Genomic DNA, 14300 nt, shown 5'->3' on the forward strand with positions numbered 1-14300 from the left:
GGCGCCGGACAACGGGAGCCGGTGGCCGCCGAACCGGCGCCCGGGGAGCGGGGACGACCGGCGGAACAGCGGGGCGGGGCAAAGGGGCGAACCGCCGTGGTGCCGCGCCCTGCCACCGCGCACGGTCCGGCAGACTGCCCGGGTGAGTGCGCTGAGCTGGGTCGCCGTGGGGTCGCTCACGGTGTGGATGTGGCTGCTCCTGGGCCGTGCGTGGTTCTGGCGCACCGACGTGCGGCTGCCGGCGCGGGAGGCGCCGGCGCTGTGGCCGGCCGTGGCGGTGATCGTGCCCGCCCGGGACGAGGCCGCGGTCCTGCCGACGAGTCTCGGCTCGCTGCTCGCCCAGGACTATCCGGGCCCGGTGGAGATCTTCCTCGTCGACGACGGCAGCTCGGACGGCACCGGAGAGCTGGCGCGGCAACTCGCCGCACGCGCCGGGGGCCCACGGCTGACGGTGTCCTCCCCCGGTGAGCCGGGGCCGGGGTGGACCGGGAAGCTGTGGGCGCTGCGCCACGGCATCGCCCTGGCCCGCACCCGCACCCCCGCGCCGGAGTATCTGCTGCTGACGGACGCCGACATCCGGCACGACCGGGACAGCCTGCGGGAGCTGGTCGCCGCCGCGCACGGCGCCGGGCTGGACCTGGTGTCGCAGATGGCCCGGCTGCGGGTGGTGACGTTCTGGGAGCGGCTGGTCGTCCCGGCGTTCGTCTACTTCTTCGCCCAGCTCTACCCGTTCCGCCGGGTGGCCCGGCCGGGGGCGCGGACGGCTGCGGCCGCGGGCGGCTGCGTGCTGCTGCGGGACGCCGCCGCCGCGCGGGCGGGGATCCCGGAGAGCATCCGGGACGCCGTCATCGACGACGTGGCACTGGCCCGGGCGGTGAAGCGCCGCGGCGGCCGGATCTGGCTGGGCCTCGCCGGACCGGTGGCCAGCGTGCGTCCGTATCCGCGCCTGGGCGAGCTGTGGCGGATGGTGTCGCGCACCGCCTACGCCCAACTGCGGCACAGTCCGCTGCTGCTGGCGGGTACGGTCGGCGGGCTGGCCGTGGTGTATCTGGCCCCGCCGGCCGCGGCCGTCGGCGGAGCGCTGTCCGGGAACCTCGTGGCGGCGGTGACCGGAGCGGGGGCGTGGGCGGTCATGGCGGGCAGCTATCTGCCGATGCTCCGCTGCTACGGCCAACCGCCCTGGTACGCACCACTGCTTCCGTTCACCGCCGCGCTCTATCTGCTGATGACGGTCGACTCGGCGGTGCAGCACCACCGGGGGCGCGGCGCGGCCTGGAAGGGGCGGACGTATCCGGCGCCCGCCCGGACCGGCACCACGGCGTCACCCGTCCGCGCCGACGCCGCACCCGCCCGGCCCGGGACGCCGGACACCGCCGCCCGGCCCGGGACACCGGACGCACACACCAGCGCCGGCGCCGCCGAGGAGGGCGCGGGGCCGTGAGGCGTCACTTGCGGCCGGGGGCCCAGTTCATGCCCCAGCCGTAGGCCCGGTCGACGGTGCGCTGCGGGCTGACCCCGCGCTCGGGGACGAGGTAGCGGGCCTCGCGCTGGACGACGAGTTCGCCGCCGCCGGTGTTGGTGATGAGCGCCAGGGCGCAGACCGTGGAGGGGACGGTGCACTCGTCGAGGGAGAAGTCGACCGGCGCGCCGTGCTGCGGCTGCAGGGTGACGGTGGCGTGGAGGTCGGCGAAGCTGCGCGCGCCCTCGTAGACCGTGACGAAGATCAGAATGCGCCGGAAGCGGTCCTTGTGGTCGAGGCTGACGGTCAGGTTCTCCCCGGACGCCATGGCTCCGGTCCGGTCGTCGCCGTCGAGGTGGATGAACGGCGGGTGGTGCAGCGACCCGAAGGAGTTCCCCAGGGCCTGGACGACGCCCTTGCTGCCGTCGGTGAGCTCGTACAGCGCGCACAGGTCGAGGTCGAGGTCGGCGTGCAGGGCCATGGCCCGGCCGAGCTTGTTCCCCCAGCCCTTGAACTGCTTCCGCACCTCCCAGTTGAGGTTCACCCGCAGTGCGCCCGAGGTGCCGCCCTGCTTGGTCAGCGACACGGCCGGGGCGTCCTTGGTCAGCGTGACCTTGCTGAGGCGTACCGGAGCGGCGGGCGGGGCGGGGGCGGGTACCGCCGCAGCGGGCGCCGGCCGCGCCGGAGGGAGGGGCGCGGCGGCGGGCGCGGGCGCCGGGGCAGCAGGCGGAGCGGCGGCCGCCGGCGCTGCGGGCAGCGGCGCGGGGTCGTCCACCGAGATCCCGAAGTCCGTGGCCAGCCCGGCCAGTCCGGAGCCGTAGCCCTGCCCCACGGCACGGAACTTCCAGGCCCCCTGCCGGCGGTACAGCTCACCGAGGACGAAGGCCGTCTCCACCGTCGCGTCCGCGCTGTCGAACCGCGCCAGCTCGGCGCCGTCCGCCGCGTCCAGCACCCGGATGTGCAGCCCCGGCACCCGGCCGAAGCCGCCGCCGTCCGCGGAGGCGGCCAGCACGACGGTCTCGACGGCGGGTTCGACCGCGCCGAGGTCGACGGAGAGGGTGTCGGTCACCGCCTCCCCCGAGGTGCGCTTGCCCTCGTGCCGCACCGCGCCGGAGGCGTGCGCCGGCTGGTTGTAGAAGACGAAGTCGGCGTCGGAGCGGACCTTGCCCGAGCCCTGGAGCAGCAGCGCCGAGGCGTCCGCGTCGGGCACGCCCGGCCCGGCGCGCCAGCCCAGTTCGACCCGCACCGCCGCGGCCGGAACCGGAACGTTCGCACCCTTGCGCATCGTCATGCTCTCCCCCTCGCCGCCGTGCCGGACGTCCGGCCTCCGTGATGTCCGGGAACAACCTATGCCCGCCGGTTCGTGTGCGGTACGGCGCCGCTCGACAGCAAGCCCTTTCCACACCTCCTCCGACCCGCGGTAACCCGCCGGGCGCAAGGCCTTTACAGGATCTCAACGCGACAAGAAGCCCGTTTTCCCCGAGTTCATCCCCATTGGCGATCCATCCGCGCTCCGAACTCGTGAAACAACCCCCTGATCGGTCTCCCCAATCAGCACATCGTGGGCTTAACTTATGGAGCATGACCTCCCCCCGCTCCACCTATGGCGGCGGTTACTACTCCGCGCCTTCCTTCCCGGACACTCCGATCTACGACAGCCTCGTCGCAGAGCGGGGAACCCCGCAGATCGCCCCGATCCGGGTGCCTTCCGCCTACGACAGCGGAAGCTCGTTGCCCGCTCTCCCGTCGGCGCTGCCCGCGCTGCCCTCCGGCCCCTCGCAGCAGGCGCCGTCCTACGGCTATCCGGCCGCCGCTCCGCAGCCCCAGCCGCTGCAGAGCGCCCCGGCGCCGTACATTCCGCAGCAGGCGGGGGCGCCGCGCGGGTATCCGGGGCCGCAGCAGTACCAGACCCCGGCGGGCGGGAACGGCTACGACCAGATGCGTCCCGCCGCGCCGCGTCCGGCGGCTCCCCGGCCCGCGCCCTCGCCGTACGAGGACCAGTACGGCCGCCCGTACCAGGGGCGCGGTTACTGACCTGCCCCGAACGGCCCCACCGATCGGTCATTTGTCCGATCCTGCTGGCAGACTGGACTCATGCCGAATCCAGTGCTCCGAGCGGTCCACGTCTACCCGGTCAAATCGGTGGCGGGCTGCAACCCCGACGAGGCGGCCGTGGAGCCGTGGGGGCTCGCCGGGGACCGCAGGTGGATGCTGGTCGACACCGCCGACCGGTTCATCACGCAACGGGCCCACCCGCGCCTGGCCTTGGTGGCCGCCGAGCCACTGCCGGGCGGGGGCGTCCGGCTCACCGCGCCGGGCATGGAGCCGCTGACGGTGGAGGTGCCGGAGCCCGTCGCACCGACCGCTGTGGAGGTCTGGCGCGACACGGTGAAGGCGGTGCCCGCCGCCGCTGCCGCGGGTGAGTGGTTCAGCAGCCACCTCGGCACCGACGCTCGCCTGGTGCATCTGGACGACCCGGCCCGCCGGCGCCCGGTGGACCCCGAGTACGGGCGGCCCGGCGAGACCGTGAGCTTCGCCGACGGGTTCCCGCTGCTGCTGACCACCACGGCCTCCCTGGACGCGCTCAACTCGCTCATCGCGCAGGGCGACCACCCCGACGAGGGGCCGCTGCCGATGAACCGCTTCCGGCCCAGCGTCGTGGTGGACGGCACCGCCCCCTGGGCGGAGGACGGCTGGTCCCGGGTCCGGATCGGCGAGGTGACGTTCCGCGTCGCCAAGCCCTGCGGCCGCTGCGTGATGACCACGACCGACCAGCGGACCGGCGACCGCGGCAAGGAGCCCCTGCGCACCCTCGCCCGCCACCGGCGCTCCGGCGACCAGCTGGTCTTCGGCCAGAACCTGGTCCCGGAGCACACCGGGACGATCCGGATCGGTGACCCGGTGGAGGTGACCGGGTAACAGGGCGGGGGATGTCGTTCTGCGTTGGACCTTCCCGTACATCTGCCGTGGGGTGTGCGGTCATTCCAGACACGGAAGGGGGTGCATGACCGTGCGCGTGATATCCGGTCTCTGGCGCTGGCGGCGGAACCCGCTGCGCCGGAGGACCGACACCGCCGAGACCTGGTTCGCGCTGCTGGCGGCCGTGCTGATCGTCGTCGGGGCGCCCGCGGTCGGGGTGGCCGTGGGGACCGGTGTCCACGACAGGCTGGCGCAGTGGGTGCAGGACCAGCGCCAGGCCCGCCATCTGGTGACGGCGACCGTGGTGCGCCGGGTTCCGCATCCGCCGATCGACCCCGACCCGGAGACCGCCTCGGCCCGGGACGCGCACCACCGGGTGGTGGCCACCTGGCGGGCCCCCGACGGCAGGGTCCGGACCGGCCCGTCGATCTCCCCCAGGGCGGTGACGCCCGGCGACCGGTTCCGGCTGTGGACGGACGCCCGCGGGCGCATCGTCCCCCGGCCGATGGACCTGTCCACGGCCACCTCGCACGCGGTGCTCGCCGGGGCCGGCGCCGCGGCCGCCACGGCGGCTCTGGTGGAGGCCGTGCGACGGCTCGTCGTATGGCGTCTCATGCATCGGCGGTACACCCGGTGGGACCAGGCGTGGGAACGAGCCGGTCAGGACTGGGGCAGGACCGGCACAGGCCGCTGAGCGGTCAACTGCCCCGCCCCGCGCACGCTACGGTGGAGCGCCAGTACAGCCGTACGCGATGAAGCACACGCACGAGGTGGGGGCACGTCAGCAGCATGGCACCACAGGGCACGGTCCAGGTGACGCACACCGGCACTTCGCGGTGGCGGCGCCGCACAGGCGAGTACGCCTCCCTCGGCGCGGCCCTGGACGCCGCCGGTGACGGCGATGTGCTGACCGTCGCCGCGGGGACGTACCGGGAGAACCTGGTCGTGACGCGGGCCGTCACCCTGCGCGGCCCGGAGGGCTCCCGCGGCGCTGTCCGGATCGCGCCGCCGGACGGTGTCGCCCTCACCGTACGCGCCTCCGCGATCCTCCAGGACCTGCACATCGAGGGCCAGGACTCCGCCGCCCCCGCACTGCTGATCGAGGACGGCACCCCCGAGCTGACCGGGCTGCGGGTCGTCACCCGCTCGGCGGTGGGCATCGAGGTGCGCGGCGGCTCCCGCCCGGTGGTGCGCGCCTGCACGGTCGACAACCCCGGCGGCATCGGGATCGGCGCCGTCGAGGGCTCCGGCGGGGTCTTCGAGGACTGCGAGGTGGTCTGCGCCGGCCAGGCCGGAGTGGCCGTGCGGGGCGGCGCGCACCCCCGGCTGGAGCGCTGCCGGATCCACCACTGCTCCGGCGCGGGCCTTTCGCTGACCGGGGAGAACAGCTCGCTGGAGGCCATCGGCTGCGAGGTGTACGAGATCAAGGGCACCGGGGTGCACATCACCTCGCGCGCCACCGGCCACCTCACCGACTGCACCGTGCACCGGACGTCGACGGACGGGATCACCCTGGACACCGACGCCGTGCTCACGCTGTCGGACTGCACGCTCCACGACATCCCGGAGAACGCGGTCGACCTGCGCTCCCGTTCGGTGCTCACCCTCACCCGCAGCACGGTGCGGCGGTTCGGGCGCAACGGGCTGTCGGTCTGGGATCCGGGGACCCGGGTCGACGCCAACCAGTGCGAGATCCACGACAGCACCGGCGACTACCCGGCGGTGTGGGTGAGCGACGGCGCGGTCGCCGTGCTGGACTCCTGCCGGGTGCACGACGTGCCGGACGCCCTGTTCGTGCTCGACCGGGGCTCCCGGGCCGATGTGGTCGACAGCGACATCGCGCAGGTCCGCAACACCGCGGTGTCGGTGAGCGACGGGGCCACGGCCCAGCTCGACGACTGCCGGATCCGGGAGGCCGCGACCGGCGCCTGGTTCCGCGACCACGGCAGCGGCGGCACCCTGGCCAACTGCACCGTCGACGACGTGGCCACCGGTGTCATCGTCACCAAGGGCGCGGACCCGACCGTGGAGCGGTGCACCGTCACCTCCCCGACGGAGGCCGGGTTCTATGTGTCCGCCGAGGGCCGGGGCACCTTCACCGGCTGCCGGGTCACGGGCAGCAGCGGCTACGGGTTCCACATCATCGACGGCTGCCGCACCACCCTGACCCGCTGCCGCACCGAGCGCTGTACGCGCGGCGGCTACGAGTTCTCCGACCAGAGCGCCGCCTCGGGCGACGGCCGCACCGGAGGGCCCGTCTGCGAGGACTGCACCAGCGACGAGAGCACCGAGCGCCGCACTCCGGCGGCGGCCGGTGCGGTCACCGCACCGGCGGTGCAGACCGCGACCGCCACCACCGGCCTGCTCGGCACGGTGCCCGCGCAGCCCGGCCCGGCCGCCGCTCCCGCCGAACCGGCCCCCGAGCCGGCCCGGCCGTCCACCGCGGTGCTCGGCGAACTCGACGCGCTGGTGGGCCTGGAGAGCGTCAAGCGCGAGGTGCGGGCGCTCACCGACATGATCGAGGTGGGCCGGCGGCGGCAGCAGGCCGGCCTGAAGGCCGCATCGGTGCGCCGGCACCTGGTCTTCACCGGCTCCCCGGGCACCGGCAAGACCACGGTCGCCCGGCTGTACGGCGAGATCCTCGCCTCGCTCGGGGTGCTGGAGCGCGGCCACCTGGTCGAGGTGTCGCGGGTCGACCTGGTGGGCGAGCACATCGGCTCCACCGCCATCCGCACCCAGGAGGCGTTCGACCGGGCGCGCGGCGGCGTGCTGTTCATCGACGAGGCGTATGCGCTCTCGCCCGAGGACTCGGGGCGGGACTTCGGGCGCGAGGCGATCGACACGCTGGTCAAGCTGATGGAGGACCACCGGGAGGCGGTGGTGGTGATCGTCGCCGGCTACACCGCGGAGATGGAGCGCTTCCTGTCCGTCAACCCCGGTGTGGCCTCCCGCTTCTCCCGCACCATCACCTTCGGCGACTACGCCCCCGAGGAGCTGCTGCGCATCGTGGAGCAGCAGGCCGAGGAGCACGAGTACCGCATCGGCGAGGGCGCCGCGGAGGCACTGCTCAAGTACTTCACGCTGCTCCCGAAGGGGCCGGCGTTCGGCAACGGCCGCACGGCGCGGCAGACGTTCGAGTCGATGGTGGAGCGGCACGCGAGCCGGGTCGCCCAGCTCGCGGACCCGAGCACGGACGAACTCACCCTGCTCTACCGGGAGGACCTGCCCGAGCCGGCGGCCTGACCCGCGGGCGGGCACACCGCCTCCGCGCCGGGCCCGGGGCGTTGCTCCGGGACGCCCGGCAGACGGGCCAGCAGCCCGCCGCGCTCCACGGCGAAGGCCGGGTCGGCCTGGTAGTCGGAGTGGCCCAGAATCGGTGCGGGCAGCGGGTGTTCGGCGGTCCGGCCGTAGGCGAGGGGGTCGCGCAGCGGCCCCCGGTCGACCTCCGGGTCCGTGCCGTCGAGCGGCAGGACCGGACCGCCGATGGGATCGGTGCGGCGCCACAGATTGCGCCAGCAGTGCACCTCCCGGTGGAGGGCGCGCAGCGGGCCGGGGCCGAAGTAGGCGGGGAACCAGCGTCCGTAGAGCCGTTCCAGCGGGGAGCCGTACGTCAGCAGGGCCACCCGGCGCCGGGTGCGCGGGTCGAGCTGCCAGACGGCCGCGGCGGCGAGCACGCTGCCCTGTGAGTGCCCTGAGATCACCAGGCGGCCGCCCGTCCGCTCGGTCCAGGTGGACATGCGCCAGGTGAGGTCGGGCACGGCCCGCTCGGCGTAGCACGGGGGCGCGAAGGGGTGGGCGGCACGGGGCCAGAAGGTGCCGACGTCCCAGAGGATCCCGATGGTGCGCCGGGCGGAGGCGTCCCGGTAGGCCTGCCGGCCGGCGGCGATGAACAGGATGAACAGCCCGCCGATGAGCCAGGATCCGAGCGCCTGGGCCAGTTGGGCACCGGCGGCCAGCGGCCCGGGGGCGCTCTCGGCGGCCTCCCCGGGCACCTCGCCGGTGACCCAGGCGCCCAGGACCGCGGCGCCGCCGAAGAGCAGGGTCACCACGGCGATGGTGCCGACGAACCAGGGGGCGCAGTCGGTGAGTCCGGCGCGGGCGACGGTCCCGGCGATCCGGCGGGTGCGGGCGGTGTCCGGCGGTTCACCGGGGTACGCCTCGGGCATGAGCCGGATCTCCCGGCGCCGGGTGTGCCAGGTCCGGTTGCCGAAGTGGGCCGCGATCACCAGCAGGACGACGAGCAGCAGCGGAATGATCGCGGCCTGCCAGGAGAGCAGCACGGGAGGGCCGTCGATCGGCCCGTCCATGCCGGGGGTGCCGGGGCCGTCCAGCCAGTCGGCGACCCGCTGGGCGACGCCGCCGGACATGACGCCGCCGAGGGCGCAGGCCAGCGTGGCGACCGCGGCGCCGCCGAGGCCGCCGAGGACCGTGCGGTGCTCGGGTCGGCTGCGGGCCAGCCACCAGGCGGTGGCTCCGATGGCGAGGACGAGGGCGCCCTGGCCGAGGGCGATCACTCCGAAGGTCTCGTCGCCGGGCAGCAGCCCCCGGGAGGTCCAGTCGGGCCGCGACCAGGCGGCGTGCAGTGCCGCGGCGGCGAGGACGGCGAGGGCGGTGCCGGGCAGGGCGCGGACGATGGCCCGGTCCAGCCGGTCGTCGGGCTCGCGCTCGCTGCGGCCCCGGCTGGCCACGACCCACACCACGAAGAGGCCGCCCGCGACGAGGGTGCCGTAGAGCAGCCAGCCGAGGGCGTCCAGCCAGCCGCTGCCGCCGGGTCTGCGGTCGTGGCGGGTGGCGGCGGCGGTGAGGGCGGCGGCCACGGTCAGGAATCCGGCCGCGGTGTGGGCGGCGCGCAGCCGGGCGACCAGCCGGCGGCCGTACCAGAAGCCGGGCAGCCGCAGGGCGGGGCGCGCCGCGGCCTCGGGACCGTCGTCGTCGGCCGGGCGGCGCAGCGGGGGCTGGGACTCGTAGGCGCTCCAGGTGCGGTGGGAGAGCCACCAGAGCAGTCCGGTCAGCAGGGCGGGGAGCAGTGCGGCGAGGGCCAGGCGCCGCCCCGGCTGGGCCCACCAGCCGCCGTGCTCCGGGGAGAGGAATCCCAGCCAGGACTTGTCGCGGGCGCAGGCCGGGGAGCCGGCACACTGCCAGGCGGCGAGGTCGAGGGCCACCTCGCAGGCGGCGGCGACCAGCAGCACGGTCAGGCTGAGGGAGAGCAGCCGGACGAGCACGCCGTAGGCGCGTAAGGCGCGGGGGCGGCCGGTGGCGGCGGGCCGCATCCAGTGCGCCAGGTTGGCCACCATGAAGGGCAGCAGGACGAGCCACAGGGCGCGGGCGCCGTTGCCGGAGGTCAGGTTGCACCAGCAGTACGCCTCGGGGACGGGCCGGTCGCGGTAGTCCTCGGGGCGGTGCTCGGCGTCCGCGTCGTCGCACCGCCGGTGGATGCCGGCGGTCTCGTCCCCGGTGACGCGGACGGTCCGGGGGTCGTCGAGCATCGCCTGCGGTGTGGTGCCTCCGACGCCGTGCACCAGGAGTTCGAGGGCCAGTTCTCCCCCGGTGTCCGGTGCCGCCGCCGGGCCGCTCGTGGGCACGCCGGATTCCGGTTGTACGGCCGACGCCATCGCCACTCCCCGAGTCGTCGAATGCGTTCAGGATCCTGCGGAGGCGGGGCGGGCGCACCCCTGCGGACGCCAGGAGAGGCCGGATCGTGATGCGACGGACCGGCGCACGGGAGCACGGGTGGGCACAAGGGCGCTCGCCTGCACGGTTGTCGCAGGCTCATGGGAGGATGAAGGCGAACGGACCGGAATGATCAACGGTCGGAAGGGACGGGCCGGGGTGAGCGACAACCAGAATCTCCTCGCGGAGCAGCGGCGGGCCCTGATCCTCGACGAGGTGCGGCGGCGGGGCGGTGCCCGGGTCAACGAGCTGACCCGGAAGCTCAATGTCTCGGACATGACGGTCCGTCGGGACCTGGACACCCTCGCGCGGCAGGGCGTGCTGGAGAAGGTGCACGGCGGTGCGGTGCCGGTCGCCGAGGCGAGCACCCACGAGCCGGGCTTCGAGGCGAAGTCGGGCCTGGAGCAGAGCGCCAAGGAGGACATCGCGCGGGCCGCGGCGCCGCTGGTGGCCCCGGGCAGCGCCATCGCCCTGTCCGGCGGGACGACCACGTTCGCGCTGGCCCACCATCTGCTGGACGTGCCGGATCTGACGGTGGTGACCAACTCGGTGCGGGTGGCGGACGTGTTCCACACGGCGCAGCGCGCGGCCTCGCACGGCGGGGCGGCGCAGCGGCCGGGTCCGGCGACGGTGGTGCTGACGGGCGGGGTCCGCACCCCGTCGGACTCGCTGGTGGGGCCGGTCGCCGACCAGGCCATCCGGTCGCTCCACTTCGACGTGCTGTTCCTCGGGGTGCACGGGATATCGGTGGAGGCCGGGCTGTCGACGCCGAATCTCGCCGAGGCGGAGACGAACCGCCGGTTCGTGCGGTCCGCCCGCCGGGTCGTGGTGGTGGCCGATCACACCAAGTGGGGGACGGTGGGGCTGAGTTCGTTCGCCTCGCTGGACGACGTCGACGCCATGGTGACGGACGCGGGGCTGCCGGCTGCCGCCCGGGCGGAGATCTCCGAGCATCTGCCGCAGCTGGTGGTCGCGGGCGAGTCCGGGCCCGAAGACATCTGACGGCCCGGCCGCTAGGGTGTCCGCCCCCGCCCGAACGGCAGACACCGCTGGAGGTGCAGGCCCCATGGCCCGCCGACTCCGTCCCGTGGACCTCGACTTCGTGCGCACCGCTCCGGTGCGGCTGGTCTTCCGCACCGGCACGGCCGCGCCGCCCGAGGCGGTGCACCGGGCGCTCGCGGAGGACGTCACCGGCTGGCCGCGGTGGTTCCGCGCCGTGGCCGAGGCCCGGCCGACGGACGGCGGCCGGGGCCGGGAGGTCCGGCTGCGGGGCGGTGTCCGCTTCGCCGAGACGATCATGGCTGCGCAGGCCCCGGACCGCTATGCGTACCGGGTCGACGCGACCAACGCCCCCGCCCTGGGCGCCCTGCTGGAGGAGTGGCGGCTGACGGCGGACGGGGCGGGCACCGAGGTGCAGTGGACGTTCGCCGCCGACGGCCCCGCTCCGCTCCGGTTCGCCCTGCGGCTGCTCCGGCCCGGGCTGGCACACGCCTTCCGCACCGCCGTGCGCACCCTTGACCGGCGTCTCATGGCGAGCGGCGCGCCGTAGGCCGCCTGCTGACGGGGCGGCGGACCGGCGTTCACCGGGCCGCTCCCCCGTTCCGACGCTTCCCGCGCCGGCGTCACCGGCCCGCAGCCACCGGTACGCGACGGCCGCCGGTACGCCGTCCCGGGCGCTCCGTCCCCGGAGCCGCCCCGACGCCCTGAGCCGCCGGCCCCGCGCCGCACTCGGAGGGGCCGCCGGCGCCCCGGAGACCGCCGGACCCGGGCCGGCGGCGCGCCCGGTCCGGGCCCGCGGTGCCGGAGGAGACGCCCCGGTCCCTCAGGGCCAGACGCCGGTGGCGAGGAACGCGTCGATCGCCGCGCCGTACGGGGCGATGTCCAGGCCCTCGGACTCCAGCCAGGCGTCGGAGTAGTACTTGTCGAGGTAGCGGTCGCCCGGGTCGCAGATCAGCGTGACCACGCTTCCGGTGCGCCCCTCGGCCACCATCTCCGAGACGATCTTCAACGCGCTCCACAGACCGGTGCCGGTGGAACCGCCCGCCCGCCGGCCGAGGGCCCGTTCCAGAGCGCGTACCGCTGCGACGGAGGCCGCGTCCGGCACCTTCATCATCCGGTCGATCGCGCCGGGCACGAAGCTCGGTTCCATCCGCGGACGGCCGATGCCCTCGATCCGTGAGCCGGAGTCGCTGGACACCTCCAGGTCCCCGGTCGTCCACCCCTCGAAGAAGCAGGAGTTCTCCGGGTCGGGCACGCAGACGAGGGTGTCGTACTGCATGTAGCGCACATAGCGGGCGATGGTCGCCGAGGTGCCGCCGGTGCCGGCCGTCGCGACGATCCAGGCCGGTTCGGGGTACCGCTCGCGGCGCATCTGCTGGTAGATCGACTCGGCGATGTTGTTGTTGCCGCGCCAGTCGGTGGCCCGCTCTGCGTAGGTGAACTGGTCCATGTAGTGACCGCCGGTCTCCGCCGCCAGGCGGGCCGAGACCTCGTAGACCGTCCCGGGCTCGTCCACCAGATGGCACCGGCCGCCGTGGAACTCGATGAGGCGGGTCTTCTCCCGGCTGGTGGTGCGCGGCATCACCGCGATGAACGGCACCCCGATCAGCTTCGCGAAGTACGCCTCGGAGACCGCCGTGGAACCGCTGGACGCCTCGATCACCGGCCGGCCGGGGCGGATCCAGCCGTTGCAGAGGCCGTAGAGGAAGAGCGAGCGCGCCAGACGGTGCTTCAGACTGCCGGTGGGGTGGGTGGATTCGTCCTTCAGGTAGAGGTCGATCCCCCACTGCTCCGGCAGCGGGAACTGCAGCAGATGCGTGTCGGCGGACCGGTTGGCATCCGCCTGCACACGGCGGACGGCCTCCTTCAGCCAGGCCCGGTACTCCGGGTCGCTGCGGTCGATGTCGACAGTCGCGACCGGCTTGCCGGTCCGCCCCTGGTTCGTGGTGCCCACCGGCGCGCTCCTCATGATCTTCCCTGGTCGGCAGCGGTGCGGCCAGGTCCTGCGCATCATAGAGGGGGACACTGGCGCACCGGCCCCGGCGCGGGCAGACTGCGCAGGAGAGGGGACAATGGGGGCGCGGACGGCGCATTCTTCGCCAAGGGGACGGTGCAGCATGGCAGAGCAGGAGTTCACCGCGACGGGGGTCCGGATCGGGCGCTGGCTGCGCCCGCTCACCAGCGCGGGACAGGTACTCATCCGCGACGGCAGGCTGACCCTGCTGACCAGCTACGGCAGTGAGATCGACAGCGCGCCGGTGCATCTGGTGCGGGCGGGCAAACCGTGGTTCGCCACCCGCGACCGTGCGCTGGCCACCGTCAACGGCACCCGCTATCTGCTGACGCTCAGCGAGCAGGACCCCGCGCCGGGCGAGGCGGGGCCGCCGTCGGCGCACCGCTTCCTCGACGCGGTGCGGACGGCGGGCGGGCACGCGGCCCGGAGTTGAGCCGTTGCGCGAGTTGCGCGTGGGCCCTCCCGGGTTCACTCTGGTGGGACGTGACTGAGGGTTCACCGGCGGTGACGCACCGGCCGACCGGGCACAGCATCAGCCAGCACTGAATGCGTTCTTCGTCTTCCGAACCTCATCAGGGAGTCGTCCGTGATCAGTAAGCCCAGCAGGCACTGCACGGTGGAGCTCCAGGCCCTGCCGTCGCGGATCGGCCAGGTCCGCAGAATTCTCTCGGCGCAGTTGCGCTACTGGCATCTCGATCCCTTGATCGACGCGGCGGCCCTCGGGGTCACCGAGCTGCTCACCAACGTCCACCGGCACGCCGAGCCGGACAAGCAGTGCAGCATCGAGATCGCGTTCTTCCTGGACCGGCTCACGGTCTCGGTGCGGGACAACGACCCCCGGGTGCCGAGCCTGCGGGGCGCCGATCTCGCCGCCACCTGCGGGCGGGGTCTGGCGCTGGTCGCCTCGGTCAGCGAGAGCTGGGGGGTGCGGCCGCACGACGACGGCGGCAAGGTGGTCTGGTTCTCGCTGCCGGCCCCCGTACCCGCGGTGCCCGCGGCACCGGCCCGCCCCGTGGCCCCGTACTCCCTGAACGCCCCCGCCCCGGCCGCCCGGGGTGCCGTGGACCCCGTGACGGTGGCGGCCGTGTGCCTGGAGGGGACCCGGGCCCGGCCGACCGTCGTGGGCTGACCGGGCGGGGGTCCCAGGGGGGTGCCTCTATGTCTTTCGTCAAGCGAGCCGTGGGGTTCTGGGTTGGTAGAAGGTGCCGTCGCGGAGCATGGCGAAGAGGACGCTGATGC

12 protein-coding genes are annotated in these 14300 nt (G+C 74.5%); 9 read left to right on the forward strand and 3 right to left on the reverse strand.

Features of this window, described 5'->3' with window-relative positions:
* The first annotated feature begins 142 nt into the window (after window positions 1–142).
* On the forward strand, window positions 143–1441 hold the full coding sequence (locus ACFYYR_RS29895) for a glycosyltransferase (protein ID WP_388860431.1): 1299 nt from the start codon (window positions 143–145) through the stop codon (window positions 1439–1441).
* 4 nt (window positions 1442–1445) lie between these two features.
* Here the strand turns inward: ACFYYR_RS29895 and ACFYYR_RS29900 are convergent, their stop codons facing one another.
* Window positions 1446–2750, reverse strand: a complete 1305-nt coding sequence (locus ACFYYR_RS29900) for a TerD family protein (RefSeq protein WP_388860434.1) — start codon at window positions 2748–2750, stop codon at window positions 1446–1448.
* A 290-nt stretch (window positions 2751–3040) separates the two neighbouring features.
* On the opposite strand from ACFYYR_RS29900, the gene ACFYYR_RS29905 reads away from it, so the two are divergent.
* The 4 genes from ACFYYR_RS29905 (at window position 3041) to ACFYYR_RS29920 (ending at window position 7621) form a co-directional block, all read left to right on the forward strand.
* Window positions 3041–3493 (forward strand): DUF6643 family protein, encoded by a 453-nt coding sequence (locus tag ACFYYR_RS29905; protein WP_351506998.1) that lies wholly within the window; start codon window positions 3041–3043, stop codon window positions 3491–3493.
* Window positions 3494–3553: 60 nt separating this feature from the next.
* Window positions 3554–4378 (forward strand): MOSC domain-containing protein, encoded by an 825-nt coding sequence (locus ACFYYR_RS29910; RefSeq protein WP_388860438.1) that lies wholly within the window; start codon window positions 3554–3556, stop codon window positions 4376–4378.
* 85 nt (window positions 4379–4463) lie between these two features.
* Window positions 4464–5072, forward strand: a complete 609-nt coding sequence (locus ACFYYR_RS29915) for a hypothetical protein (protein ID WP_388860441.1) — start codon at window positions 4464–4466, stop codon at window positions 5070–5072.
* Between the two features lie 95 nt (window positions 5073–5167).
* Entirely contained in the window at window positions 5168–7621 is a 2454-nt protein-coding gene (locus tag ACFYYR_RS29920) for a right-handed parallel beta-helix repeat-containing protein (protein WP_388860444.1), read from the forward strand.
* Here ACFYYR_RS29920 and ACFYYR_RS29925 read toward each other — a convergent pair.
* Entirely contained in the window at window positions 7588–9990 is a 2403-nt protein-coding gene (locus tag ACFYYR_RS29925) for a hypothetical protein (protein WP_388860447.1), read from the reverse strand. The genes ACFYYR_RS29920 and ACFYYR_RS29925 overlap by 34 nt on opposite strands.
* Before the next feature lie 217 nt (window positions 9991–10207).
* Here ACFYYR_RS29925 and ACFYYR_RS29930 point away from each other — a divergent pair, with 217 nt between their 5' ends.
* A complete protein-coding gene (locus tag ACFYYR_RS29930; RefSeq protein WP_388860450.1) occupies window positions 10208–11050 on the forward strand; it encodes a DeoR/GlpR family DNA-binding transcription regulator in 843 nt (280 codons plus the stop codon).
* Between the two features lie 64 nt (window positions 11051–11114).
* On the forward strand, window positions 11115–11597 hold the full coding sequence (locus ACFYYR_RS29935) for an SRPBCC family protein (protein ID WP_388860453.1): 483 nt from the start codon (window positions 11115–11117) through the stop codon (window positions 11595–11597).
* A 273-nt stretch (window positions 11598–11870) separates the two neighbouring features.
* On the opposite strand, the gene ACFYYR_RS29940 is transcribed toward ACFYYR_RS29935, so the two are convergent.
* Complete coding sequence (locus ACFYYR_RS29940) at window positions 11871–13001, reverse strand: PLP-dependent cysteine synthase family protein (RefSeq protein ID WP_388860456.1); 1131 nt, start codon at window positions 12999–13001, stop codon at window positions 11871–11873.
* A gap of 163 nt (window positions 13002–13164) precedes the next feature.
* Between ACFYYR_RS29940 and ACFYYR_RS29945 the strand changes: the two genes are divergently transcribed.
* On the forward strand, window positions 13165–13494 hold the full coding sequence (locus ACFYYR_RS29945; RefSeq protein WP_388860459.1) for a hypothetical protein: 330 nt from the start codon (window positions 13165–13167) through the stop codon (window positions 13492–13494).
* Window positions 13495–13647: 153 nt separating this feature from the next.
* Entirely contained in the window at window positions 13648–14190 is a 543-nt protein-coding gene (locus tag ACFYYR_RS29950; protein WP_388860462.1) for an ATP-binding protein, read from the forward strand.
* The last annotated feature ends 110 nt before the right edge of the window (window positions 14191–14300 follow it).

Source organism: Streptomyces sp. NPDC001922, from assembly GCF_042891165.1.
Lineage (GTDB): Bacteria > Actinomycetota > Actinomycetes > Streptomycetales > Streptomycetaceae > Streptomyces.

Excerpts from the sequence above, each read along its gene's own strand:
- ACFYYR_RS29910 (WP_388860438.1), top strand. The coding sequence starts at position 3,554 with ATGCCGAATCCAGTGCTCCGAGCGGTCCACGTCTACCCGGTCAAATCG.
- ACFYYR_RS29905 (WP_351506998.1), top strand. The coding sequence starts at position 3,041 with ATGACCTCCCCCCGCTCCACCTATGGCGGCGGTTACTACTCCGCGCCT.
- ACFYYR_RS29925 (WP_388860447.1), bottom strand. The coding sequence starts at position 9,990 with ATGGCGTCGGCCGTACAACCGGAATCCGGCGTGCCCACGAGCGGCCCG.
- ACFYYR_RS29945 (WP_388860459.1), top strand. The coding sequence starts at position 13,165 with ATGGCAGAGCAGGAGTTCACCGCGACGGGGGTCCGGATCGGGCGCTGG.
- ACFYYR_RS29915 (WP_388860441.1), top strand. The coding sequence starts at position 4,464 with ATGACCGTGCGCGTGATATCCGGTCTCTGGCGCTGGCGGCGGAACCCG.
- ACFYYR_RS29920 (WP_388860444.1), top strand. The coding sequence starts at position 5,168 with ATGGCACCACAGGGCACGGTCCAGGTGACGCACACCGGCACTTCGCGG.
- ACFYYR_RS29900 (WP_388860434.1), bottom strand. The coding sequence starts at position 2,750 with ATGACGATGCGCAAGGGTGCGAACGTTCCGGTTCCGGCCGCGGCGGTG.
- ACFYYR_RS29935 (WP_388860453.1), top strand. The coding sequence starts at position 11,115 with ATGGCCCGCCGACTCCGTCCCGTGGACCTCGACTTCGTGCGCACCGCT.